The sequence below is a fragment of the Sphingobium sp. RSMS genome, from assembly GCF_005406185.4.
GTDB lineage: Bacteria > Pseudomonadota > Alphaproteobacteria > Sphingomonadales > Sphingomonadaceae > Sphingobium > Sphingobium fuliginis.
In genome coordinates, this window is sequence record NZ_CM191257.1 from 1,502,337 (window position 1) to 1,523,596 (window position 21,260).

At 63.1% G+C, this 21,260-nt stretch carries 22 protein-coding genes; 10 read left to right on the plus strand and 12 right to left on the minus strand.

The features are described 5' to 3' along the window. Positions 1–556 precede the first annotated feature (556 nt). From EGM87_RS06955 to EGM87_RS06970, 4 genes are read left to right on the plus strand one after another with little or no spacing between them, the layout of a single operon-like run. Entirely contained in the window at positions 557–1,198 is a 642-nt protein-coding gene (locus tag EGM87_RS06955) for a S24 family peptidase (protein ID WP_137710377.1), read from the plus strand. 11 nt (positions 1,199–1,209) lie between these two features. After that, a complete protein-coding gene (locus EGM87_RS06960; protein WP_137710376.1) occupies positions 1,210–1,635 on the plus strand; it encodes a thermonuclease family protein in 426 nt (141 codons plus the stop codon). Further along, the gene (locus EGM87_RS06965) at positions 1,626–1,934 is read left to right on the plus strand and encodes a DUF5818 domain-containing protein (protein WP_253719152.1); all 309 of its coding nucleotides are present in this window, start codon (positions 1,626–1,628) and stop codon (positions 1,932–1,934) included. Before EGM87_RS06960 ends, EGM87_RS06965 begins: the two co-directional genes overlap by 10 nt. Beyond that, a complete protein-coding gene (locus EGM87_RS06970) occupies positions 1,934–2,131 on the plus strand; it encodes a DUF6961 family protein (RefSeq protein ID WP_137710483.1) in 198 nt (65 codons plus the stop codon). The genes EGM87_RS06965 and EGM87_RS06970 overlap by 1 nt, the downstream gene beginning before the upstream one ends. A 24-nt stretch (positions 2,132–2,155) precedes the next feature. Here EGM87_RS06970 and EGM87_RS06975 read toward each other — a convergent pair whose 3' ends face one another. The 4 genes from EGM87_RS06975 to EGM87_RS06990 form a co-directional block, all read right to left on the minus strand. Next, positions 2,156–2,395 (minus strand): hypothetical protein, encoded by a 240-nt coding sequence (locus EGM87_RS06975; RefSeq protein WP_137710374.1) that lies wholly within the window; start codon positions 2,393–2,395, stop codon positions 2,156–2,158. Positions 2,396–2,465: 70 nt separating this feature from the next. After that, complete coding sequence (gene mobF / locus EGM87_RS06980; protein ID WP_137710373.1) at positions 2,466–5,393, minus strand: MobF family relaxase; 2,928 nt, start codon at positions 5,391–5,393, stop codon at positions 2,466–2,468. Positions 5,394–5,430: 37 nt separating this feature from the next. Further along, entirely contained in the window at positions 5,431–7,827 is a 2,397-nt protein-coding gene (locus tag EGM87_RS06985) for a type IV secretion system DNA-binding domain-containing protein (RefSeq protein WP_137710372.1), read from the minus strand. After that, the gene (locus EGM87_RS06990; protein ID WP_137710371.1) at positions 7,817–8,149 is read right to left on the minus strand and encodes a YlcI/YnfO family protein; all 333 of its coding nucleotides are present in this window, start codon (positions 8,147–8,149) and stop codon (positions 7,817–7,819) included. Before EGM87_RS06990 ends, EGM87_RS06985 begins: the two co-directional genes overlap by 11 nt. A 439-nt stretch (positions 8,150–8,588) precedes the next feature. On the opposite strand from EGM87_RS06990, the gene EGM87_RS06995 reads away from it, so the two are divergent. Beyond that, positions 8,589–8,783, plus strand: coding sequence for a hypothetical protein (locus EGM87_RS06995; protein WP_064566923.1), 195 nt, complete (start codon positions 8,589–8,591; stop codon positions 8,781–8,783). 102 nt (positions 8,784–8,885) lie between these two features. Here EGM87_RS06995 and EGM87_RS07000 read toward each other — a convergent pair whose 3' ends face one another. Beyond that, on the minus strand, positions 8,886–9,122 hold the full coding sequence (locus EGM87_RS07000) for a hypothetical protein (RefSeq protein WP_007688359.1): 237 nt from the start codon (positions 9,120–9,122) through the stop codon (positions 8,886–8,888). A 322-nt stretch (positions 9,123–9,444) separates the two neighbouring features. Here EGM87_RS07000 and EGM87_RS07005 point away from each other — a divergent pair, with 322 nt between their 5' ends. Continuing rightward, on the plus strand, positions 9,445–9,675 hold the full coding sequence (locus EGM87_RS07005; RefSeq protein ID WP_007688360.1) for a DUF6437 family protein: 231 nt from the start codon (positions 9,445–9,447) through the stop codon (positions 9,673–9,675). 114 nt (positions 9,676–9,789) lie between these two features. Here the strand turns inward: EGM87_RS07005 and EGM87_RS07010 are convergent, their stop codons facing one another. From EGM87_RS07010 to EGM87_RS07040, 7 genes are all read right to left on the minus strand, one after another. After that, positions 9,790–10,179 carry a single-stranded DNA-binding protein gene (locus tag EGM87_RS07010; RefSeq protein ID WP_006966186.1) on the minus strand — a complete coding sequence of 130 codons (390 nt, stop codon included), beginning with the start codon at positions 10,177–10,179 and terminating at the stop codon, positions 9,790–9,792. 301 nt (positions 10,180–10,480) lie between these two features. Beyond that, positions 10,481–10,909, minus strand: coding sequence for a DUF6915 family protein (locus tag EGM87_RS07015; protein WP_137710370.1), 429 nt, complete (start codon positions 10,907–10,909; stop codon positions 10,481–10,483). Between the two features lie 10 nt (positions 10,910–10,919). Further along, the gene (locus tag EGM87_RS07020) at positions 10,920–11,381 is read right to left on the minus strand and encodes a DUF6878 family protein (protein ID WP_137710369.1); all 462 of its coding nucleotides are present in this window, start codon (positions 11,379–11,381) and stop codon (positions 10,920–10,922) included. 121 nt (positions 11,382–11,502) lie between these two features. Then, positions 11,503–12,456, minus strand: coding sequence for a DUF2493 domain-containing protein (locus EGM87_RS07025; protein ID WP_137710368.1), 954 nt, complete (start codon positions 12,454–12,456; stop codon positions 11,503–11,505). Between the two features lie 300 nt (positions 12,457–12,756). Beyond that, positions 12,757–13,179, minus strand: a complete 423-nt coding sequence (locus EGM87_RS07030) for a hypothetical protein (RefSeq protein WP_137710367.1) — start codon at positions 13,177–13,179, stop codon at positions 12,757–12,759. Between the two features lie 11 nt (positions 13,180–13,190). Further along, the gene (locus EGM87_RS07035; RefSeq protein WP_137710366.1) at positions 13,191–14,132 is read right to left on the minus strand and encodes an ArdC family protein; all 942 of its coding nucleotides are present in this window, start codon (positions 14,130–14,132) and stop codon (positions 13,191–13,193) included. A gap of 167 nt (positions 14,133–14,299) precedes the next feature. Next, positions 14,300–16,288, minus strand: a complete 1,989-nt coding sequence (locus EGM87_RS07040; protein WP_137710365.1) for a ParB/RepB/Spo0J family partition protein — start codon at positions 16,286–16,288, stop codon at positions 14,300–14,302. 302 nt (positions 16,289–16,590) lie between these two features. On the opposite strand from EGM87_RS07040, the gene EGM87_RS07045 reads away from it, so the two are divergent. Genes EGM87_RS07045 through EGM87_RS07060 form a run of 4 tightly spaced genes read left to right on the plus strand, consistent with a single transcriptional unit; the run spans position 16,591 to position 21,208 of the window. Beyond that, positions 16,591–17,667 carry an SMODS domain-containing nucleotidyltransferase gene (locus EGM87_RS07045; protein ID WP_216614580.1) on the plus strand — a complete coding sequence of 359 codons (1,077 nt, stop codon included), beginning with the start codon at positions 16,591–16,593 and terminating at the stop codon, positions 17,665–17,667. Beyond that, entirely contained in the window at positions 17,664–19,352 is a 1,689-nt protein-coding gene (locus EGM87_RS07050; RefSeq protein ID WP_137710364.1) for a ThiF family adenylyltransferase, read from the plus strand. The genes EGM87_RS07045 and EGM87_RS07050 overlap by 4 nt, the downstream gene beginning before the upstream one ends. Next, positions 19,330–19,794 carry a M67 family metallopeptidase gene (locus EGM87_RS07055; RefSeq protein ID WP_137710363.1) on the plus strand — a complete coding sequence of 155 codons (465 nt, stop codon included), beginning with the start codon at positions 19,330–19,332 and terminating at the stop codon, positions 19,792–19,794. Before EGM87_RS07050 ends, EGM87_RS07055 begins: the two co-directional genes overlap by 23 nt. Further along, positions 19,784–21,208 carry an SAVED domain-containing protein gene (locus EGM87_RS07060; RefSeq protein ID WP_137710362.1) on the plus strand — a complete coding sequence of 475 codons (1,425 nt, stop codon included), beginning with the start codon at positions 19,784–19,786 and terminating at the stop codon, positions 21,206–21,208. Before EGM87_RS07055 ends, EGM87_RS07060 begins: the two co-directional genes overlap by 11 nt. The last annotated feature ends 52 nt before the right edge of the window (positions 21,209–21,260 follow it).

A 21,260-nucleotide genomic window follows, 5' to 3' on the forward strand; every position in this document is an offset into this window, starting at 1 on the left:
GGCGTCACGGACGCTGAGGCGGAGAGTTAGGACCGTTCGCTCATAGGTTCCCTCCCACCGCCACTATCTTATTGCCAATCAATTAGACGGCCCTTCTTAGGGATGAAAAATCCCCAGCTTCGGCGAGACGACGAGACCAACAATCCGCTAATTTACGCCACGAGTTGTGCCGAATATTCTGACAACGGACAGTCTTCAATCACCCGTTCATCCTACTAACCTCACGCGATCCCATTGGGCTGCGAACGCTATGGCCAGTTCGGCAAATTTCAGCAATTGCTCCGACTTCATTCATATAACCGCGCAAACGCTCTTCGGTCCGTCGACGCGGCCGCCTGCCGGACTTCAGATCGGCGACCAGCCGTGGGTCTCCAACTGCCAACCTGCCGAAGGTGCTTGGCGACGTCTGGGTTCGCGCTAGATATTCCTCGATCTGCTCCAGAAGCTCCATAGTCCAGACTCGTTTTGCACTTGTGTTCCTGTTATGTTCTTACTAGGAAGGCTTCCTAGAGTCTAGGATCGATTTTCCTAGGAACCCGCGATAGGACTGGCAGTCATGGATGACGCACGCAGAGCCCTGGACGAACTGATCCAGCAACGAGGCTGCAATTATTCCTCGGTTTCGCGACTGCTCGGGCGCAACGCAGCCTATATCCAGCAGTACATTCGCCGCGGCAGCCCGAGACACCTGGATGAGCAGGATCGCTCGGTGCTCGCCCGCTTTTTCGGGGTAGACGAGAAGGTGCTTGGTGCCCCTGCCCGTCGCTCAGGTCCGGTCGTCGAACTGGTCCATGTGCCCGTTCTCGATGTCGAGGCATCGGCTGGCCACGGCGCTCTGGCCGAAATGGAATCCAAATCCGCGCAATTCGGCTTCGATGAGAAGTGGCTGCGCCGGCTGACCGCCAGCAAGGCATCGAGCCTGTCGATCATCGCCGTGCATGGCGACTCGATGGAGCCCACCCTCCACGATGGCGACGAGGTCATGGTCGATCTTGCCGATGGCCAGGCGCGCCTGAGAGACGGGATCTATGTCCTGCGGATGGATGACATGCTGAGCGTCAAGCGGATTGCCCTCGAACCGCAGGGTAAGCGCGCTTCGGTTTTGAGCGACAACCCGGCCTATCCGAGCTGGCGCGGCCTGGAAAAGCGGACGCTCAACATCGTCGGACGGGTTCTCTGGTTCGGACGGGCGCTTTAAGGAGTCATCTTATGCTTGCCCTCCTTGCCGCCTCGATCGTCGCCTCCAGTCAGACCTTCACATGCACACCAACCCATGTCTGGGATGGCGATGGCCTGGTCTGGTGTGCGGAAGGGCCCCGCATTCGCATCGCTGGCATCGCTGCCCGAGAAATGGATGGCAGCTGCCGCACCAATCAGCCCTGCCCCGATGCCACGGCGATTGAGGCACGCGATGCGCTCGTCCAGCTGATGGGCGGCGCGCGCGGAACGATTTCGACGGGTCACATTGTGGTTCGAGGTCCGCGGCTGTCGTGCCGCTCGGAGGGTTCTGCAGGCGGAAGCCGCACGGCCGCCTGGTGCCGCCTGCCCTCCGGCGCAGATCTCTCCTGCGCAATGATCCGTACGCGAACGGTGCTGCGATGGGACCGTTACTGGAAAGGGCCAGCGTGCCGGTAAGCCCCGACCTACACCTTCGTGGCGAGCTCGTCGAAGGGCCGTTTGGCCTCGTGCTCCAGGCAGGCGGCGGCCACTGGGAACTGGATGCGCCGAGGTCAGCTCGGCGCCTTGTCGGCCGCGAGGTCGAGGTCACTGGCCAGCGTGCGGGCTTCAACGGCTTGATCTGCAAGCAGGTCTGGCCGGCAGGGACAGCCCAACCTCGCCGAATGCAGCTTCCAATCGAACGCCTGCTGGCTGGTGGCTTCGTGATCTACGGACTTCTGGCGACCCTGGCCGGGCTTGCCGGACAGCTTTCTTGATGCTCAGCGATTGGGAACTCTGGGCCTGTGCCAACCATGTCCTGGAAACCCATGGCGACAAGGCACCGTTCCACGTCGCCGAACAGATTGGCGCACTCGCTCTCGCGGGTGATCACGCAGGAATTCGGGCGTGGCAGGCCATCGCTGAGCGGATTGTCCAGCTGACCTCCAACCGTGATGGCGCCCGGCTGCAGTAGCCGTCTTCGACGCTGCCGTCTCGTTCATCCGATCGGCGATAGATCGCCCGGAAACAGACATGCCTGCGCGCTGGATGGGCCACTGGCATTGCCTTCAATCCTGAAACCGCGCATGCGCTCGACAAGATGACGAGCCAGATCGACCCTGGCGCTGCGCTGGGCGCGCGGATCATCCGCATTGAGACGAATGAGCGTGTGCTCTGGCGCAACGGCCAGCGCGACTTCGAGATGGGTAAGGAGGATATCGTCGGAGATTCGGGGCATGGGTCAATGAGAACAAATAAAGAACTTCGCGTCAACCGGCCATGTGCGGACGCATGGGGACAGTGGGACGCTAGATGCCGATCTCGAACGGCTTCGTGATCGAACGGTCAAGCTCTGGCGGCTTGCGTTCCGGCGCAGGAGCCACACGATCCTTGGCCTGCCCTTTGGCTGCCGCATCGCGGAGGAGATCGACCGTTTCAAGCGCCGAACGCTTCATGCCGGCATTGCGCTCGACCGCCGCCTTGAGCTTGCCAGCATTATCGACATACAGGGTGAGGCCATCGCGCAGCCGCGTGACTGTCACCAGGAACGTCTGCTGGTTGGCCAGATTGCGCTCGCGGCTGTCCATCACCGCAATGCCGCGATCGGAGGTCAGGCCCTGAGCCATATGGGCGTTGAGCGCATAGGCAAGATCGAGACGGCGGAGCATCGGATCGCCCTGCTCCAACCTGTGCTCTGCGCCCAAGGATGTCTTCACCACGACAGCCTCGTGGTCGATAGCAACAATCCGGGCCTGGTCGGCATTGAGCAGGCCCCGTTGGTGATCGGTCTCGGTCCACCGGATCTTGTCGCCGGTGTAAATGTCGAGGCCGCGGACTTCAAAAAGGCGCAGCGGATCCTGCTCACCTTGCGGCCTGATCTGACCGGGACGAAACTCGAACTGGCGGCCACGCTCGTTCTCCAGCGTGACCCGCTCGCGCGCCACATCGGTTCCGACCACCCGGTATTCGCCTGCTGCAAGACCCTGGCTGCGCTGACGCCGCGCCACATCGACCACCATGCCGGGGGCGTAGGTGCTCGCATAGCGCATCTCCTCGCGGGTCACATTGACGCGCGACAGGGTCTGGAGCCGCATGGTTTCAGGACCAAGCTCGCCGCTCGCTTTTAGGCCGGTCTGCACCGCATCGTTCACCGCGGTGCGCAGGTCTCGGCCTGAGGCATAGATTGCGTTTGCCTCGCGCTCGACTGACGAGAGCGACAGCCAGGCTGCGGCGGCTTCGACAGCCGCGTCATTCCCCACCTCGATCACTTGGGGTGCCAGATGGCGCATGGCATCCTCGATGCGCCCCTCTTGCGCTGCCTGCTGTGCAGCTCGAAGGCCCTCTGTCCGTGCGCGGAGATTGGTGCTCATGACGGCCGTCTCAATGCCGGCTTGCTGCATCACATCGAACGGCTTTCCGGCATCGACGGCACCCAGCTGCTTGCGGTCACCAATGCTCGCAAAGCGGCCGAGCTCGAGCAGGTTTGCGAGCCGCACCAGCTTTTCCTTGTCGGCATTGCCGACCATTGATGCCTCATCGAGCAGCACGACAGTGCCGCGCATGTCGGCCCGCGCCTCGGCGAGACGGTCCGCATCGGCCCCTTCCAGGAGATCGCGGTGCCGCGCGAGAAACCGCGACACCGTCATCGATGGAATACCCGTATCGCGCTCGAGCATCTGGACCAGCGTGTTCTGTACCGCGAGACCGAGCACAGCTCTGCCCTCCTCGCGCAGGATATCAGCGACGGGTTTGAGGACCGTGCTCTTGCCTGCGCCCGCAACGCCCTGAATTGCGACGATGCGGTTGTTCGAGCCAAGCAGCAGGCGCCCTGCCCCTTCCTGTCCCGCGTTCAAGGTCAGGCCGTATTTGATCTGGGACAGGGCTTGCAGACGGGTCCCGGCAAGGTCGGGAGCGACTATCGCCGGGGCGACGCCGCGCCCCTCTTCAACCCCGGCGATGATGCGCTGTTCGAGGCTTATGGCGTCGCGTGTCGTCAGCAGTTCCCGGTCAGCACCCCGGCCCTTCTCCAGATGTCCCTGGCGGAGCAGCTGGTCGACGCGCTGCTCGATGTCAGCGAGCGAGGTTGGGAGCGCAAAGCTAAGCGCTGCAAGGTAGATGTCGGCCCGGGTGAAAGCCGCCTCCCGCTCGCCCAGATGCCGCACAGCCGAGGCGACTGCATGAATTGCGGCGACCTGCTCGACACTGCGGTTGGTCAGCCGGGAAGGTATCAGCGGGTCACCTTCGCGCAGGCCAAGGCGCTCGGCAAAGGTGGTTGCGAGGGCCTGAACATTGCGGACGAGCGCGCGCATGGTTGGTCCCAAGCCGGTCACATTGCCAAGATCCTGCGCACTGCGAGAATTGGCTCTGGCAATCACCGTGGCGGGATCAAAGCCCAGCCTCGCAGACGCTTCCTGCCACTGCTGCGTAAGCGCATCGCGATCTTCGATGCGCCCTTTGTCGGCCCGGGTCATCAAGGTTGCAGCATCGAGCACGCCTGGCCCTGAGAAGTTCATCTGGGCGGCCGCTTCCAGGATTTCCGCTCGCCGGGAACTGAAGGCATCGCGGACCACCTTGGGCACACCTACGGCCTCAAAATTACCGTGCTTGCCGAACTCACCGACCTCATAGCCAAGCTTTTCGACGCTCAGACGAAATCGCGCCATCGTCATGGCATTGAGCAAGGTATTGTGCTGCCAGAGCTTGTCATTGCGTAGCGCCCGCCATTTGCCGTCGCCCCCTCGCGTCACATTGGCAATGACGGCATGAAAGTGCGCGTTGGGCTCCTGGTTGCGATTGGTGTCGTGCTGGAACAGCGCGATCGCAAGGTTGCCGGTCTGGACGGTACGCTCCTTTCCGCGAACCTCCATCCGGGTTTCGGCTAGGTTCTTTTCGGCCCAACGCAGGGTTTCCCGGACGGCCGACCCGTAGGCATCGAGGATCCGTTTGTCGCCGCCCACCAGAGCCAGGACCGACCAGCTTTTCGGCATCGAAAAGGTGAGGTCGGTCCCCGCCCGGTGCGCCCGGTTGTCACTGCCCACGCGGCTACCATCGGGCAGCAGTCCCTTAAGGACCGCCTCGAATTGCCGTGCGTCTACGGAACCAGTAAGCCCGAGCGCGGCAGCGCCCTTCCCCAGCCATTCACCCGAGCGATCGGCATCCGCCCGCGTGTAGTAATTGTCGGCAGCGAAGTAGTTGGCCGCGCCGCCGGCGGTGCGGACATTGGCTACCGACAGCATCGATCGGTGCCCAACGCCAAGGCAGTTGGCGACATGCTCACATCTCCATGTCGCCAAGATCGGGACCAGTGATCGGCGGAGGCTCGTGCTCCCGCAAACCATCCTCGATCATCAGCTTGCGCGCGGTAGCATCACTCGAGCTTTGGCTCTTCGGGTTATCTGGCTTGCCCTGTTGCAGCCCTTCCGTTCCGGGCGTGCTGGCCTGAGGCGTGCCCTTAGGCGAAACCGACTGATCCCGCGCCGCTGCGGCTTCGCCTGTCGGGAGAAGTGGGCGGGCGGAAGGTCCAGCCTTTCGCGGCGGAGCATCAGTTCTGGTATTCGACCGGTCCGTCTTGGCCTTGCCCGCCTTGTCTTGCCCGGAACGAGTTGCCGGTTCTCGCTCCTTCGACGTCTTGCCGGGTGTGCGTTCCACTGCTCGCCCAAGATCCTTGGCAGGCGCGTGAGGCTCCTGTCTCGGCGCGGCTTTCGGTCCCTGATCCAGGGCCAGTTCTCCCTGCTTTGGAACGACCGGCTTGCCCGCTCCGTCATCGTTGGACGAGGGATGCTCGCTACCTGTTGGCGCTGCCTTCTGCTCGGCCTGCTCCGCCGCAGAATGGGGCACCGTGACCCTTGCCTTCGGGCTTTCCTTGACCCTGGCAATGAATGTCTCCGCCCGCTTGGGTCGGTCGACGGGCTTCAGCTTGATCGGTGCGGCGGGAAAGCCGTCGGGGAACTTGATGTACCCTGACAGGCGCGGCAGGTTCATCAGCTGGTCGGGCAGCAAGAGCGGCTCGATGTGCTTGCGCGGGGTGAGGCTGACCGCATCGCGCGCATTGTTGTAGCCGTAGGTGTAGCCCTCCTCCATGTCCCTGACCTGGCGATGGCCGATGAAGTCGGAACACCAGGTGGCCGTTTCGCGGTCGGCGGTTCCAAGGATCAGCTTGGTCCGGGCAAGCGATGCCAGCGTCATCGCCATGTTCTCGCCGTAGACCTCCTTGAGCTTGGCATAAGCGTGAAGGCCAAGGACAATCGCGCCGCCGAAATTGCGCGCGGTCTGCAAGCCTTTCTCGAGGGCCGGCAGGCGGTGCAATGCGCCGAGCTCATCGACGAAGAACCAGCACTTGAGATCGCGGGTACGGGGCATCGTCATCAACGTGTTCATGGCCGTGTCGAGCCAGAGCGTGAGCAACTGCGCGCAGACACTCATGTCGACATAGCGGGCCGAAATGAACAGGATCGAGCCTTCGCTTCGGACGCAATCGGACCCGTTCTCGATCCACTGGCGTACTGAGAAACGAGGACCGGCAGCCGGCAGCAGCTTGAGCGCCTTGGCGTTGACGTTGAACACGGCCCGGATCGATTCCGCCATCCGCGCGGCTTCCGGCGCGGTCAGTGGATCGGCGATCGTGCCGCGCATCATGGCATGAACGCGCGACAGGTCCGCGGTCATCAGCTCACGCGCGAGAGCGTCATTGGTCGCCCTGCCCTCGGCCACGAGTTTGAGGCAGAATTCGACGAACAGGGCGCGGGCAGCGATCACCCAGAACTGGGCTTCACCGCCGCCATCATGAGGGACGAGGGCGTCCGCGGCGGCCCAGAACTCGCCTTCGGAACGGCATTCATCGAAGAGGCTCCACTGGGGGCAGCGCGCATCGAGTGGGTTCAGAATGATGTCGCAATGGGCAGCATGGAAGTGCTCGATAAAGGCGCCGGTCAGATCGAAGACCACGCAGCGCTGGCCCTTGGCTCTGGCTTCCGCAATCATGTCGGAGATCGCTACGGTCTTGCCCATACCGGTGGTGCCAATGAGCATTGCGTGGCTCTGTTCGAGCCGCCAAGGATAGGCCACCGTGGCGATATGCGATGGCCGATAGGGAAAGACCCGGGCGATCTCTCGCGGCAGGCTGAGCCGCCATTTCCATCCCAGCGCGGAATCGAGCTCGCGGGTTCGTTCGCGCCGGTTGTGGGTGGTCAGTTCATCAACCAGCTCAGGAAGCGCAACCAGCATCGCGCCGCGCTCGTGTTTGCGCTCCTTGGAACGACCGCCGAACCGCTCGGCGAACCAGTAGAAGGCGGCAAAAGCGGGGACCAGCAGGAACCCCGATCGCCACAAGGCGCTGGTCAGAAGCGCGATCAGCTTCTCCCACGCATGGACCACCGGTGGGTAGTGGTCGAGCTGGGCAATCGGAAACTGGATGGTCGCGCCAAAGGCGGTTTGAAGAGTGATACGCTTGGCGGGATCGAACTCCATGAAGCCGTAGATGGCGGCATAGATCCGCATCCAGACAAGGTAGACTTCATGATCGGTGAGGCCTGCCGAAATGGTCCACCATGAGGTCCATGAGATCACGAGCGCGGCAACGATCAACGGGCCCTTGAGACCCGCCGCGAACATGAAGCTGAAGTGTCCGAGCAGCTGGCTGCCGCGCGTGAAGTTGACGAGATTACGCTTCATCGGAGCCTCCATCGCCAACAGCTGTGGAAAGACCGAGCTCCTTGCATTTGCGGACGTAAGCCTGGTGCGCGCGACCGCGCAGCGCGTGGTCGGGGTGCCCTGCCAGCAACGCATCCACACCGACCATCAGGAACACCGAGCGGCGAGAAATTCGTTCAATGGAGGCGTCGAGCCGAGAGGCAAGCTCGTCCTCGGTGCAGGCATTGGCGAGCAAGGCGCGAACCCACTCGCTCATGCTGATCCCCTTGGCCTTGGCAGCCTTGCGGATCAGCGAGCTGAGCTCACTGGAGATGTAAACCTGGAGACAGATTGGCCGTGTCATGCACGGACTCCTTGTGGTCAGGAGCCCGGTTCACACTGCGAAAGGCGAGAGCGAAGCTAAGTCAGATTTAAGAACATGTCAAGAACATCGAGCGCTGCGGAATTCCGCCATTTCCGACCTGGCCTTGGTCAAATCCACGTAACTCCGCTTGCTCCCGTCACTTTTGACGGAGAAGCTGCCATTTCACAAAGTTCGGTCTATACCACTGTGATTAACAGATTTTTTCGCCTCCTTTCCTGCGACCCGTCGCGTAGGGTGTGCTCAACCGTCCCTAACTGCGAGGACAGGAACCAGTTATTGAGCTTGTAACGGATGATGCGGTTTGCAAACCCCAATCTCTGGGGCGCTGGGCAGGTTGCCGCCCCTCGGATCGCGATAGGCACAGACGGGATCGATGCCTATGATGGGGGCATTATTGAGGGCAGCAAGGAAGCGCGGCATGGGCCAAGTCACATTGAGTGCGACACCGAAGGGCAACGGCTTCCAGGCGACAGTCACTTACCCGAACGGGGTGTCGATCAGTTCTTCCGAGGCTTTCCCGACGCAGGCAGAGGCAATCGAGGCGGCGGCATTGAAGGTCCTGGATATGCCAGAGCGGCTCACCGATCTCGACCGTCCCGATACCCCCGACTGACGCTTGCGACCCGCCTTCCCGTCCCGGCTGAGTGATGCCGAAACGGTCTGCGAGCAAAAAGAAAGGAGGACGCCCTGACGGACTTCCTCCCAAGCCGACGGATCAGAATTCATCGCTGAGACGGCCCGGCACGGTGTCGATGACACGGTCCAGCATGGCCTTGGGCAAGGCACCGTAATCTCCTTCATCGACCGCGATGTATCCTGCCTCGTCATCGGTCAGGACGTACTGCGTGAAGTAGCTGTGAAAGGACCGGGCATGGGCCTGATCCAGGGCTGCAACGAAGGCTGCCTGATCGGCGGCGGGACCAGCAGCGGCAATGTTCAGTGAAGCGTACATGATCTTTCCTCCTGATGTTTGATGCGTCGCATCAGGAGCTGCGAAGGATGTGGGTGACGGGCTGGGTCAGGGACCGCGATAGCGGCCGCGAAGCGGCGATGGGGGCAACGATTTTTGCCGGGCTTGCCCGGTAAAAATGGTGGGGCCCCGTCGTCCTTGACGCAGCCCCAAAGCCCGCATCAGACTTGGACTTTCTGCGAGAGAGACCTCTCCAACGCCTGCGCAGAAGCGCGACGCGTGCCCACAAACCATTTTCCTACACGCCCCCGCAGTGCCAAGATCGGGAGCGGAGGGGACCAACGGCCAGCAAGAAGGAAGCACTATGGCCAGGTCCAAACCTACTGCACGAGATGCGCTGAAGAAGCTGCGTGAACAGCGTGCCCAACTCGAGAACGAGGAAGCTCGTCTCCGCGAAGAGGCAGCGACCGAACTCGGAAAGCTGCTGATCGAGTGCGGCGCGGAGACGATCGAACCAGCACAGTTGCGCCAGATCGTACGCGCATCGATGGCCCTCGGGATCGAGGAAACGCTGAAGCGGATTGCTCCGGCGTAAAGTCCACTCCGCGGCGGCAAGGGGTTCGATGCCCCGTGCCGCCGCATCGCTGGCGTACAAAAGAAAGGCCCCGATGGCGTCTGCCACCGGGGCCTTGTCGTAGGGTGAGGACATTCAGTCCTCGTCGATATCGGGAGCGCCTTCGTTGCTGCCCGAGCGGCCCTTGGTGAGGAAGTCGACCTTGTCGGCGATGATCTCGCAGCCGTAGCGCTTGGCGCCGCTCTGGTCCTCCCACTGGGTGTAGTGGATGCGCCCTTCGACCGTCACGAGCTGGCCCTTGGTGCAGTACTTGGCGACGTTTTGGCCGAGGCCGTTGAAGCAGGTGATCCGGTGGAATTCGCTGTCCTTGGCGGTGTAGCCGTTTTCGTCCTTGTAGGTTTTGCCGTCCTTGCGGGCGGGACGGTCGGTCACGACCGAGATCGAGGTGATGCTGGTTCCACCCTGGGTGGTGCGGGTTTCGGGGTCGCGAGCGATGCGGCCAACGAGGATAACGAGATTGGTCATGGGCTTTCTCCTGATCGAGCATTCCGGGACCATCCCGGCTGCAAACCCGAGCAGAAGCGCCCCATGGCGAAGCGCACCGAAGGGGAACCCGGAACTGGTTCGGGTGGTGCGGGCAGCCGGGCACAGCCCGGCAACTCGGCCGGACCTGATCCGGGTTGCGCGTCTCGACGGGGGGTGATTCAGGGACAGGTTTGCATCGAAGCCGGGTGGAGCTGGATGCCTTGAACAGGTTTGCCCTGACTCGTTTCCCTCCGGTCCTGGCCGGATCATCCCTCCCGACTTGCCACCGGAGAACTCCTTCCTAGATCACGGTACTGACCGGTCCTCCAACCGGTGGCTCATTCCTGAACGAAACTGCTTCGCCGGGGAGAGGCGTATCGATCGTCACCCCTTCAGTGCCGTCCAGAGGGTTGCCTCGCAGCATCCAGGCCTGCGGCGTGATCAAGCGCGCCCAGTCAGCAAACGACGGGATCGAGCCCAAGTCTTCGCGCACGTGCTGCTCGCCGACCAGACGCACCGGAACGACCCGACCATCGGCATTGACGAGGGTCTCGCCGAAGAGTGTTTCGAGCATGAATATCCCTTCGGCATGGTGCCGCAGCGCGCGGTGCCTTGGGTCTGCCAGGATTGCCTTCGACTGGTCGAACCACTGGTGGAGCGGCAGATAGTCATCGACCGTGCCGCCCCATTTCCGGACCGACGAGAGGGCGTGGTAGTAGCAGTGGGCCATGCCAATTCTCCTAGAGCTCGACCCTGTGATCATCGGTCGCGATGAAGCGCAGACTGCAATCGAGCACGAAGGTCGCTTCAGCCACATCGATCACCAGTTCGCCGCAGGCACCGTCGTTGATCTCCCAGCCAGGATGGTGACGTTCGAGCGCGAGATAGGTCAGCTGCTCGAGAGCTTGCCCGAGTGAGTGCAGCTCCGCGGAACCGTCACCATCCGAGTGGCCTGCTTCGTCTTCCAGAATGGTGACATCGGGGCACGCGATCGCGGCACCAGCGGTATCGAGGCACGCGCATTCCTCAACAGCACCGCTGTCGCCGCAGCCGTCAAAGCGGATCTCGACGCGGGCGATGCCGGCTTCCTGCAAGCGCGGGAGAATGACGGTCTTGAGCTGCTGAATCTCTTCGGCCACCTGGGTCTGCCGCTCGGCCTGGCGAACGGCAAAATCGGCCATTACAGCCTCGATATCGATCATGAACTGCCTCCTGTAGAAAGGAGCCAACGACCTCCGCTGGCTCAAACTGACAGGCGCGCGCCTTTCCTCTGATGGGCGACGCCAGCGCCGATCGGGCGCTGGCGCGAAGACCGACAGGGCCTTAGTCGGTCCTGACCGAAGTGTTCTTCGGATTGGTACCGAGGGGCCCGCGGCGATCGACAACGGTGATCCGCCGAGCCTTGGCCTCGATGACCAGGCGTTCGAGTACGCCATTGCCCGGAAAGGCAATGACGTAGCGCGGATCGAGGGAGAGCATCCGCTCGTTGCGCTTGAAGCCAGCACGGGCGCCCAGGCGCATATCCAGCGAGAATGTCACTTGCGGGATGCCTCGACGTTCAGCCCAGCTCGAAGCCAGACGATCGACGCCCTTGGTGTCGCCGCCATGGATCAAGACCATATCCGGCACGCGGTTGCGGACCTTGTCGAGCGTGGCCCAGACATTGTTGCCGAAGGTCAGCGCATCGTCTTCGGTAGCATGACGTGTGCGCCCTCCGGCGAACACGACCGGGGTTCCTTCGGGCACGGTCGCACGGCGTTTGGCCTCGGCGCGGGCGCGCAGGAAGTCGCGACCTTCGACGAGCGCCGAGGTCAGCATTGCACTGTGATTGAAGCGAGAACTGGAGACTGGCTTCCACGATGAACCGAACTCGTTGAGGTATAGGCCTGCTGCGACTTCGCGCATCTCTTCGAGTGCCAGCATCGCACTTTCGGCACATTGTGCCCGCTCGACCTGGGTCTCGAGGTCATGGGTGTGGACCTCCGATCCGTCAGCCGTAGCAATCAGCGCGCGGACCTCGTCGGTCGCCCGGTCGAGGGCGGTCGATTTGCGTTCGGCCGAGCGGTGGAAGATGTTGACGAATGCCCAGCCAAGATCCTCGGCATCGGCTTCAAGAGCGGTCCCGGACACCATGGCGAAAAGATCGGACCAGACCGCCTCGAGGGTTTGGACGACCGCCTCCCGGACCGGGAAATCGCTTGTCGATACGGGAGCAGGACCGATCGAGAAGCCGGCGAGATCGAGCCCGGCGAGTTGGTCGGCAAATGACGTGTGCATGGGATTTCCTCCTGACTGACGTGAGGCCGGCGCATCCGTTCATGGCTGCGCCAGCGAGAGCCCGTCAGGGCCAGCATTCAGGCAGGATTGCGCACCCGCGAGGGGAAACCCGGCTTGGCGGGCTGGCGCGGGCAGGCCGTGAGCCCGAAGGGCGAAGGCCAACACGGGCCCGCCCAAGCCGGGTTGCGCAAGACTGGCGGCTGGCCCAGGGCCTCTCTCGCATGGCGACAGACCGTGAACGGCGGGCAATGCTCAGTCAGGGAAGGCAATCCAGCGCCGCGACCAACCAACTCGCGGAGCTCAAGCTGCGCGCTTGGTGTAGACCCCCTCGCCATTCGACATGTGCCCGAGGCAATCGTAGTCGCCGAACAAGGCATCGAAGCGGGATGCAATCTGGGACAGCCAGCGTTGTGCCCGCGGTGACCGGGCCGTGCGCCAATCGGCGTCCCAATAGGCCCCGTCATCGCGTTCGGCGATCCAGACGGCCACCAGCCCGCCGTAGACCGACACGCCGAAATCCGCATAGGCATTGCGCATGAGGATCCGGTCCTCCCGGCCGCGCCATCCGTCATGCGGGATAAGGGACGGGAAAGCATTGGCCGCCCGCTCGCGCAAGTCTTCGCGCAGCCATTCGTACTCGAATTCCCAGTCGTCGTCGCACTCCACGTCGAGCACAGTGAAGGCGACGATTGCGCCGCTGGGATAGCTGACCGATCGGCCCATGGCATCCTCCCTCAGGCCGCAAGCGCAGCTTCGTCTGACGCGTCGTCAAACTGTTCGGGAATGCCCCTTCCGCCAAGCTTCAGCAGCAGGGTCGACGCCTCCTCAGCCTTGGCGGCAGCGGTCAGGATGGCGCGATCGTCATCCTTCAGAAGCTTGAGCCAATGCTCGATGTAGCTCGCGTGGCTGTCGAGATGTGTGACCGGCAATCCCAGCTCAGCCCCCAGCATGGCGCTGGAGAGTTCGGCGACGAGTTCCTCGGCGGCGTAGGCGGAAGTGCCGAAGCGGTTCTTGAGATCACGTCCCAGACGGCTCGCATGGCCGGTCCAGTGCGACAGCTCATGGGCGAGCGTGGCGTAATAGTGATCGAACCCGCTAAACAGGCTGACCGGCGGCATCGTGACGCGATCCGCCGTCGGTTCGTAGTAGGCTTCGCAGCCCTGGTGACGCAGGTTGACGGGGATGGCGGCGAAAAAGGTGTCGAGCTCGACCTCGCGCCCTTCTGGCTCGACCAGCTCCAGCGTTGCAGCCGGATGAAAGCGTTCCGGCAGACCTTCAACCTGATCGGCATTGAAGACTGGATAGGCCTTGAGCACCCGGCGTGCTTCATCGGTCTTTTCACCGGTATCGGGGGCTTCCACCTCCTTGGTGTAGCTCTTGTAGAAGATCGCGATGGTCGACTTCTCGCCCTTGCGGACCTGGGCTCCGAGCGATTTTGCCTGGTTGTAGGTCATCCAGAACGGCGAGGCGTAGCCGCACATGTCGGCAACCATCCAGAGCCAGAACACGTTCATGCCCCGGTACGGAATCCCGCAGGCCCGCAAGGGCCGCGAGACCGGGACACCGCGCCACGGCTTGATCCACGGCTTGGTGCCCGCTTCCAGACGAGCGATGATTTCCTGGGTGATGCGGGTAGCGGGCGACAAGCCGCCGCTCTGCCCCTTGCGATATGCCATGATGGTTCTCCTGATTGAGGCATCCGGACAGTCGGCGACAGGCTCGCCGGTCAGTGCCTGAGGTTCGCGAGCCCCCTCTGCTCTCCTTCCAAAAGAGAAGCGGCCCTCCGGCATGAGCCGAAGGACCGCTTCTCGAGTTGCGAGTGACCTAGCCTGTCAGGAGGAGGTCAGGCGGCCAGCTCGCGGGGGGTATGAATTTCGTCTTCGACACCAGGCGCAGCGTCGCTTGCGTCGATCTCGGCTTCGCCAGCCTCCGGGGCAGCGGAGGCAAACCGCATGACCTCAGGCACCCAGGCCAGAGCCTTTTCGCGGACCTCGACCTCGGTGATGTAGGTGCCGGCGAAGACGCGCTCGGCGCTCATCGCGAGGTCACCCTTCTTGACCGAGGCAAAGCGCGAAGAGAGTTCGAGACCGCCGACATCGGTCAGCGCATCGAGGATCACCTGCTTCGACACCCGGTCAAAGTAGTTGGCGGTTGTCGGACGCCACCACTGCGCCATGTCGATGCCGATCAGGCTGCCAAGGTGATCCTGGAACGGAAGCTGGCGCTCACCGGACATGTTGAGGCTTGCCTCGAGCGACCGGGCAACGACAAAGCCAAGCCATGCGGCTCGGCTTTCATCGGGCAGCGCCCGAAACAGATCGAAGCGGGCAGTCACATCGGTGCCCGCGCGCCAGCTTTCGTCGAGATTGGACCTGAGCTCAGCGAGCGCGCTGCTGGCCGGAGCGTCCTTGGCTTCGAAGCCAATGATCGGCCCTGCCGGAAGTGGCGCACGCAGTGTGGTTGCGGCCCGCGCCCGCCAGTCGTGCGTATCGGCATCAGCCAGCGTGAAGACCATGACGTCGAGCGCAAGCCCCGGGTCAGAGGCAACATGGAGCGCAAGGACGTCGCGACGCTGCATGGCGAGCTCATCGACCAGGCGCTTGGACAAGGTGGTCCTGCGGTTGTCCGAACCCTCCTCGCCAGCAATGACTTCGATTCCGCTGTCGCCTTCAGCGGGTTCAGCCTGACGCTCGCCGTAGAACACCGGCTGGAGAACCGGCGTGCCATCGCGCGAGAGCACCAGCACCATACCTGCTTCGGCCTTGAGCTCGGGTGCGATGACGGGCGGGCGAACTCGGATTTCCTGGCATTCGCGTTCGATCGCCTCGATCGCCGCTTCGGCGGCTGCCACAGCTTCCTTGGCGCTATCCTCATCCTCGAGGATCGCCGCATGCTCGTCATAGGAGGCATCGAGTTCGTCGAGCCTCGCCAATTCTGCGTCGGTCAATGGCGCCGGTTCGGCAGGAAGCCTGACGAGCCCTGCGACCAGATCGTGGCTGGCATAGGGATCGAGCGTGGGCTTGACCCAGGCAAGACCCTGCTCGGCGGCGAGAGCTTTGGCCTGCTCTTCCATCTTCGCGGCGGCAAGGCTTTCGAGCAGCGCAACATCGACCCAGGATTCGCTGTCGTCGTTGTCGAACAGCTCACGCTCGATCCGGCCGCCGGCGGCAATGTAGGCATCGCGGCCAACGAGACGGGCGCGCGGATCGCTGCCCCGGACTGTGCCGGAAAGAACCATGCGCCGGATGCTGTCGGGAGTGGGGGCATAGTAGGCCGAGGACACTTGCTCGAAGACGCGGGTCTGAATGTCCTGATCCGAGGTCGCGCCGAAGGCCTTGGCGATGTCGAGCGTGATTTGGCCCGAGGCCAGTGCCTCGAACACGACAGGCGCGAGCGTCGCGAGACGCAGACGCCCCTCGACGAAACGGACGGTCAGACCGAAGCGGCGCGCAACATCCTCCACAGTCGCACCGCCAGTCACAAGCGCGGCAAAGGCCTGGGCTTCATCGGCAGGGTTCATGGCCAATCGATGGAAGTTTTCCGCGAGGCTGGTCTCGACCGCGGCTTCGGCGCTGTCTTCGAGCACGAGGCACGTGACTTCATGATCACGCTCGAGGATTTTGTCGTCCGCGAGCGCCAGCATCGCGCGGCGGCGGCGCTCGCCGGCTTCGACCTCGAACTTGCCCTTGGCAGCAGGTCTGACGATGAGGTTCTGCAGCAGGCCGCGGGCGGCGATGCTGGCCTTGAGCTCAGCATCTGCTGCCGGGTCATTGTGGCGACGGACATTGCGGGGAGACTGGACAAGCTTGTTCAGCGGGATCGACTTGATCATGGGACACACTCCTGACTGAGAGCCTTGTGCATCGACCTTCGACGCCCAACTGGCTCGATCAGGGCAAAGCCCACTCCACTCTTAATACGTTCGCAGCAAACCTGCCGATGGCAGCGGGCAATGACGAATGATCATGGTTGCGGACTCTGGAACATTGTAGGTTTTTCGCGCCAATCGTTCAGCTGACCTAATTTCGTCGATGCGCGACTGCTCCGTCGGGCGATGCCGCAAATCAAAATCTTGAGCCGAAACTTCTACCCCATTGTGCACGACAGCTTTCCACCAAGCTTGAAGCGTGCATCTTGCGCGACCAAAGGAGCACTCCCATATTGAAACGAATAGGGAACACCTTGGGGGGATTCATGCCCGTTCCGAATACGCGATTCAGCGAACTGCTGCAGGATATAGAGCCGAGCACGACGACCAAAACGCGTGCGTCCGGCGGCCACACCGGCATCCGCGACCATCTGCGCACGCAGGCGAAGTTCAAGGACCGATATGTGACCAGCTTCCTTTCAGGAAGCTATGCTCGCGACTCTGCCATCCGCCCGCGCTCGACGTCGAATGGGCAGGAGCGGCCCGATGTCGACATCATCATCGTGACGAACTTTTCGACCGACGACCATCCCGACACGGTGCTGAAGGAGGTCTGCAAGGCCCTCGAAGACGGCGGCGACGGCTATGAGGTCGAGCGAATCAACAAACGCTCGGTGCGGGTCGAGACCTGGCAGGCGGAGATGGACATCGTTCCGGTCGCATCGACATGGAACGGCTACATGATTCCCGACCGCGACACGGGCACTTGGAAGTTTACCAATCCCCCGGTCCACACCAGCTGGAGTTCGGCGCAGAACACGCGGTTCGGTGGCCGGTTCAAGCCGCTCGTGAAGCTGTTCAAATGGTGGCGGCGAATCAACCCGCTAACCGGTCGGCGCCCCAAGGGTTTCGTCCTCGAAGTGCTCGTCGGGCTGCACGCGCCCACCGGCGAGACGCATTACGGCGAGGCATTCGCTCAACTGCTTGAGAATATCTACGACGCCTATGGCTATCATGCCTCGATCGGCCAGAAGCCATTCATCGCCGACCCCGCGGATGGCTCGAACGACATCTTGGGAAAGGTGTCGGTCGCCCAGTGGACGGAATTCATCGAGAAGGTTCGCGTCTATGCCGGCATCGCCCGCCGGGCGCAGGACGCCGACGATATCGAGGAAGCAACACGGCAGTGGCGCCGGGTGTTCGGCGATCGCTTCAAGGCCACTGCGACGCCAGCCAAGGCCTCGACCTATGGCGGGTTCGCCGCAGCGGCGCCGGTGGCCGCCGGATACACCTTCCCCGATGCGATGGCTGCGCCTCCTGCCAAGCCGCGCGGCTTCGCTTGAGGTTCTGGTGGCTCACCGACTCTGCCCGGCTCGCTGCCGAGCGCGCGGCGGTCGAAGCGCTGGCGCGCGACGAGGACTGGCTGGAGTTCACCCGATGGAAGTTCGACGACGCGCGGTTCGCTGCCGAAGCCATCATCTCGGCCCACGGGCGGCGCTATCCGGTCCAGCTGATCTATCCTGACCAGTTTCCGCAGGTCCCGCCCTGGGTCGAGCCGCAGGATGAGGTGCGCTGGTCCACTCATCAATATGGCAAGGGCGTGCTCTGCCTTGAGCTGCGACCGGACAATTGGACGGCAGAAGCGACCGGGTCCGATGTGCTACGTAGCGCACACAATTTGCTAGTGACCGAGGACCCGCTGGGCGAAGGCGGCGAACGCGCGCCTTCGGATCATCGGATTGGACAGGTCCAGGCCTATGACTGGGGCCTCAATCCCGTCCTGATCGGCCAACGGTGCGCCGAGCGGATAGAAGCGGGGATCGCCTCGGACTTGGTGGGACTGCGCTGGATGGCGGCTGACGAAGTCTGGCCGATTCTCGTCCATGACGCCGAGGACCGGCTCTTGCTTCGCCGGCCGCCAGGCGCAGACATCCACAACTGGCGCTTCGATATTCCGGTATTTGTCTCTGCCCGGTCTGCGCCCGCAGGCGTGCCAGATCGGGCCGCGCTGGTGGCAGCTGCCGACCTGCAGCCGGATATGGCCAGCTTGGCCCTCGAAACGAACGCTGCCATTATTCTCTTCACGGGCGAGGCGGACATTGCCGGGTTCCACCTGATGGCGGATGGCGCCACACACCGTCGCCGGATTCTTGTGCTTCCGGACGAGAGCGGTGCGCGGTCCGCGAGATCGACAGCGGCTGAGTGCAAGCGCGTCGCGATCGTTGGCGCGGGTTCTATCGGTTCCAAGCTCGCCGAATCGCTGGTCCGATCCGGCCTCGGCCTCCTGACGCTAATCGACGGCGACGTACTCCTCCCTGACAATCTCGAGCGGCACGCGCTCGAGTGGCGCGACGTAGGGTTCCGCAAAGTCAATGGCCTCAAGCGCCGCCTTCTTGCCATCGCGCCCGGCGCCGACATCCGCGTGGTCGACAACAATCTCAACTGGCAGCGATCGGCCAAATCACACGCTTGGCAGGTCGAGGCCGTTGCCGACTGCAGTGTCATCGTCGACGCCACCGGCGATCCGGCAACTGCGCTCTTCCTCGGTGCTCTTGCCGACGCGAACGAGCGCCCGTTCGTGTCGGTCGAGGTCTTCGAGGGCGGGCTTGGCGCGCTTGTGGCGACGGCGCTGCCCGAACGAGATCCGCCGTTCGTCGATGGGCGGGCGACCTTTCTTGCCTGGTGTGATGAGCAAGGCGTGGCCCCGCCAGAGCCCGGTCCCCGGCGCTACGAGATGCTCGCCGGCGACGGTGCGCCGATCGTTGCGGACGATGCCGCAGTCACCATGACCGCCGGACATGCGGCGCGCGTCGTCCTAGACATCGTCGACGGAACGCCCGCTCCGTCGGACTCCGCTTGGCTCCTTCTCGGTTACAGCAGGCACTGGCTGTTCGACGGCCATGGTCACACGATCCGGCTGAGCGTCGGCGAACGGTGTCCGGGCACCAGCGGAGAGGATGTCGAGGCCCGGGCCTTCGCACTCGATTTATTCAAGGAATGGCTCGATGCGGCTAAGGCTGGCGGTTGATCAGACCGCCAGGCTCGTCGCGGCGCTGGAGAAGGCCGGCAAGCGCGAGATCGGCGGACAGCTGTTTGGTGAGCAGCTTGCGCCGTCCGATTTCGACGTGACCGAGCTCACCATCCAGGCGCGTCGCGGGAGCTTCGCGCGCTTTATGGTCGATCTGCTGCAGGCCGCACGCGATGCGATGCACTTTTTCGATCGCACCGAGCATCGCTACACACGCTACAATTACATTGGCGAATGGCACAGCCATCCGAGCTTCGCGGTGCATCCAAGCGGCACGGACATCGCGACGATGCGGGCGCTGGTGGGTGATGCCCGCTTCGCCGGCAGCTTCGCGGTGCTAATGATCGTTCGGCTTGACGGCGGCACACTTTCGGCGGCCAGCTGGGTGTTTGATCCTCAGGGCAATGAATTCGAGGCCAATCTGGAGATGGATGTTGTCTGATAAACCTCCCGCGTCGGCCCTGACCGATGCCCGCGGCATGGGGGGCGTGATCGCCCAAGGCGGTTTCGACTATCAGCTTTGGGACGGCCTCGCGCGGTTACCCGCATGGCTCGCCAACCCGGCCTTCGAGGAAATAATCTTCGAAGGACTTGAAGATCTGGAAGCCCGCTTCTTCGCACCCCAGTCTCCCCGCCATCGTCTGCTCGAACGCTATCAGGCTAAGGCCGGCGCGCTTTCGCCAGGCGAGGTCCGCGACGTACTCAAGACCTTCCACGGCTTTGAAGAGCAATTTCCCAACGCGACGCGCATCCACGCGTTGGTCACGCCGCGGTTGCCGCCAACACTCGCTTGGCTCGCTCGGGACCCGCTTCGCGTACGCCGTGCACGGCCCTTCTATGCGCCTTTCGCGGACATCATGGCGGCGAGCGATGCAGCACTACGTCATAGTCTTGTCGAAACTTATGGCCTGGAACTCGGTGAATTCGTCGCGTCCGCGGTCGAAGTGAGTGAGCGGAGCCTGCCCGACGCCGCCACCGCGCTCGCCACCTTCGGCGCCGCGCTTGACCAAGCCTTCCCGGCACTGGAAGCACCGTCCCGCAAAGTTGCCGACACGTTCGAGGTGCTATCCTCCCTCGCACGCCATTCGCTTGGCACCCCGCTCGGCCGTTCAGACCTAAGAAGAGCGATGGAGCAGACGTTGGGCAAACCGCTTCCACTCGGGCAAGTTTGTGCGCTCCACATCCGATCCGATCGCAACGAAGCCGATGAGACCGCGCTGGAATTGGACGCGAGCCAGTTCTCGGGCGGCGACGGCGGCTTCCCGCCCCCGGACATCTGGGCCGAGCAGCTGCTTGGTCCGCTTGACCGCACGGCGCGATGGCTGCGCGCACATACTATGTCGAGAGTCGCGTTGAGTGGTTCCTACCGGCTCAGCACAGCGTTAGCGGTCGGCTGGTCGTTACGGTCCGCTCATGGTTTCGAGCTCGAAATCCAGACACGCGCTGGCAGCTGGTGGACCGACGATCGCCCTACGACTGGCGAGCCTGCTCCACCGTGGCGTATCCATCAGCCCTCTCGACTGGAAGGCGACGCTCTCATCGTCACGGTCGGGGTACTGCGCGACCCGTCTGCCGACCTTGAGGCCTCAGCGGGAATTGCGGCGGAGGCGGTGCTAGGCCTTCATTTACCAGAGGCGATAGCCTCGGGGAGAGCGGCGCAGGCGAGTGTTTCGCTAGTCAAGCGGACGGTAGATATGGCGGTCGCGCGGCTCGGTGCACGACAAATACGGCTCTATCTGGCCGGCCCCGCAGCCTTCGCCGTCGCGCTTGGCCACCGCTGGAACGCGATGCCGCCCACCCAGCTTCACGAATATGTGACGAGCGAAAGGCACTATGAGCCAACTGCGCTCTTGTGATCAGGAGTGGCGGACGAGATCTTGACCCATGCCATAAGCTCGCTTGCCCACT

What these genes read in the sequence shown, in the direction of transcription:
- EGM87_RS06955 (WP_137710377.1), top strand. Translation starts at nt 557, where the DNA reads ATGGATGACGCACGCAGAGCCCTGGACGAACTGATCCAGCAACGAGGC.
- EGM87_RS06960 (WP_137710376.1), top strand. Translation starts at nt 1,210, where the DNA reads ATGCTTGCCCTCCTTGCCGCCTCGATCGTCGCCTCCAGTCAGACCTTC.
- EGM87_RS06970 (WP_137710483.1), top strand. Translation starts at nt 1,934, where the DNA reads ATGCTCAGCGATTGGGAACTCTGGGCCTGTGCCAACCATGTCCTGGAA.
- EGM87_RS06975 (WP_137710374.1), bottom strand. Translation starts at nt 2,395, where the DNA reads ATGCCCCGAATCTCCGACGATATCCTCCTTACCCATCTCGAAGTCGCG.
- mobF (WP_137710373.1), bottom strand. Translation starts at nt 5,393, where the DNA reads ATGCTGTCGGTAGCCAATGTCCGCACCGCCGGCGGCGCGGCCAACTAC.
- EGM87_RS06985 (WP_137710372.1), bottom strand. Translation starts at nt 7,827, where the DNA reads ATGAAGCGTAATCTCGTCAACTTCACGCGCGGCAGCCAGCTGCTCGGA.
- EGM87_RS06990 (WP_137710371.1), bottom strand. Translation starts at nt 8,149, where the DNA reads ATGACACGGCCAATCTGTCTCCAGGTTTACATCTCCAGTGAGCTCAGC.
- EGM87_RS06995 (WP_064566923.1), top strand. Translation starts at nt 8,589, where the DNA reads ATGGGCCAAGTCACATTGAGTGCGACACCGAAGGGCAACGGCTTCCAG.
- EGM87_RS07000 (WP_007688359.1), bottom strand. Translation starts at nt 9,122, where the DNA reads ATGTACGCTTCACTGAACATTGCCGCTGCTGGTCCCGCCGCCGATCAG.
- EGM87_RS07005 (WP_007688360.1), top strand. Translation starts at nt 9,445, where the DNA reads ATGGCCAGGTCCAAACCTACTGCACGAGATGCGCTGAAGAAGCTGCGT.
- EGM87_RS07010 (WP_006966186.1), bottom strand. Translation starts at nt 10,179, where the DNA reads ATGACCAATCTCGTTATCCTCGTTGGCCGCATCGCTCGCGACCCCGAA.
- EGM87_RS07015 (WP_137710370.1), bottom strand. Translation starts at nt 10,909, where the DNA reads ATGGCCCACTGCTACTACCACGCCCTCTCGTCGGTCCGGAAATGGGGC.
- EGM87_RS07020 (WP_137710369.1), bottom strand. Translation starts at nt 11,381, where the DNA reads ATGATCGATATCGAGGCTGTAATGGCCGATTTTGCCGTTCGCCAGGCC.
- EGM87_RS07025 (WP_137710368.1), bottom strand. Translation starts at nt 12,456, where the DNA reads ATGCACACGTCATTTGCCGACCAACTCGCCGGGCTCGATCTCGCCGGC.
- EGM87_RS07030 (WP_137710367.1), bottom strand. Translation starts at nt 13,179, where the DNA reads ATGGGCCGATCGGTCAGCTATCCCAGCGGCGCAATCGTCGCCTTCACT.
- EGM87_RS07035 (WP_137710366.1), bottom strand. Translation starts at nt 14,132, where the DNA reads ATGGCATATCGCAAGGGGCAGAGCGGCGGCTTGTCGCCCGCTACCCGC.
- EGM87_RS07040 (WP_137710365.1), bottom strand. Translation starts at nt 16,288, where the DNA reads ATGATCAAGTCGATCCCGCTGAACAAGCTTGTCCAGTCTCCCCGCAAT.
- EGM87_RS07055 (WP_137710363.1), top strand. Translation starts at nt 19,330, where the DNA reads ATGCGGCTAAGGCTGGCGGTTGATCAGACCGCCAGGCTCGTCGCGGCG.
- EGM87_RS07060 (WP_137710362.1), top strand. Translation starts at nt 19,784, where the DNA reads ATGTTGTCTGATAAACCTCCCGCGTCGGCCCTGACCGATGCCCGCGGC.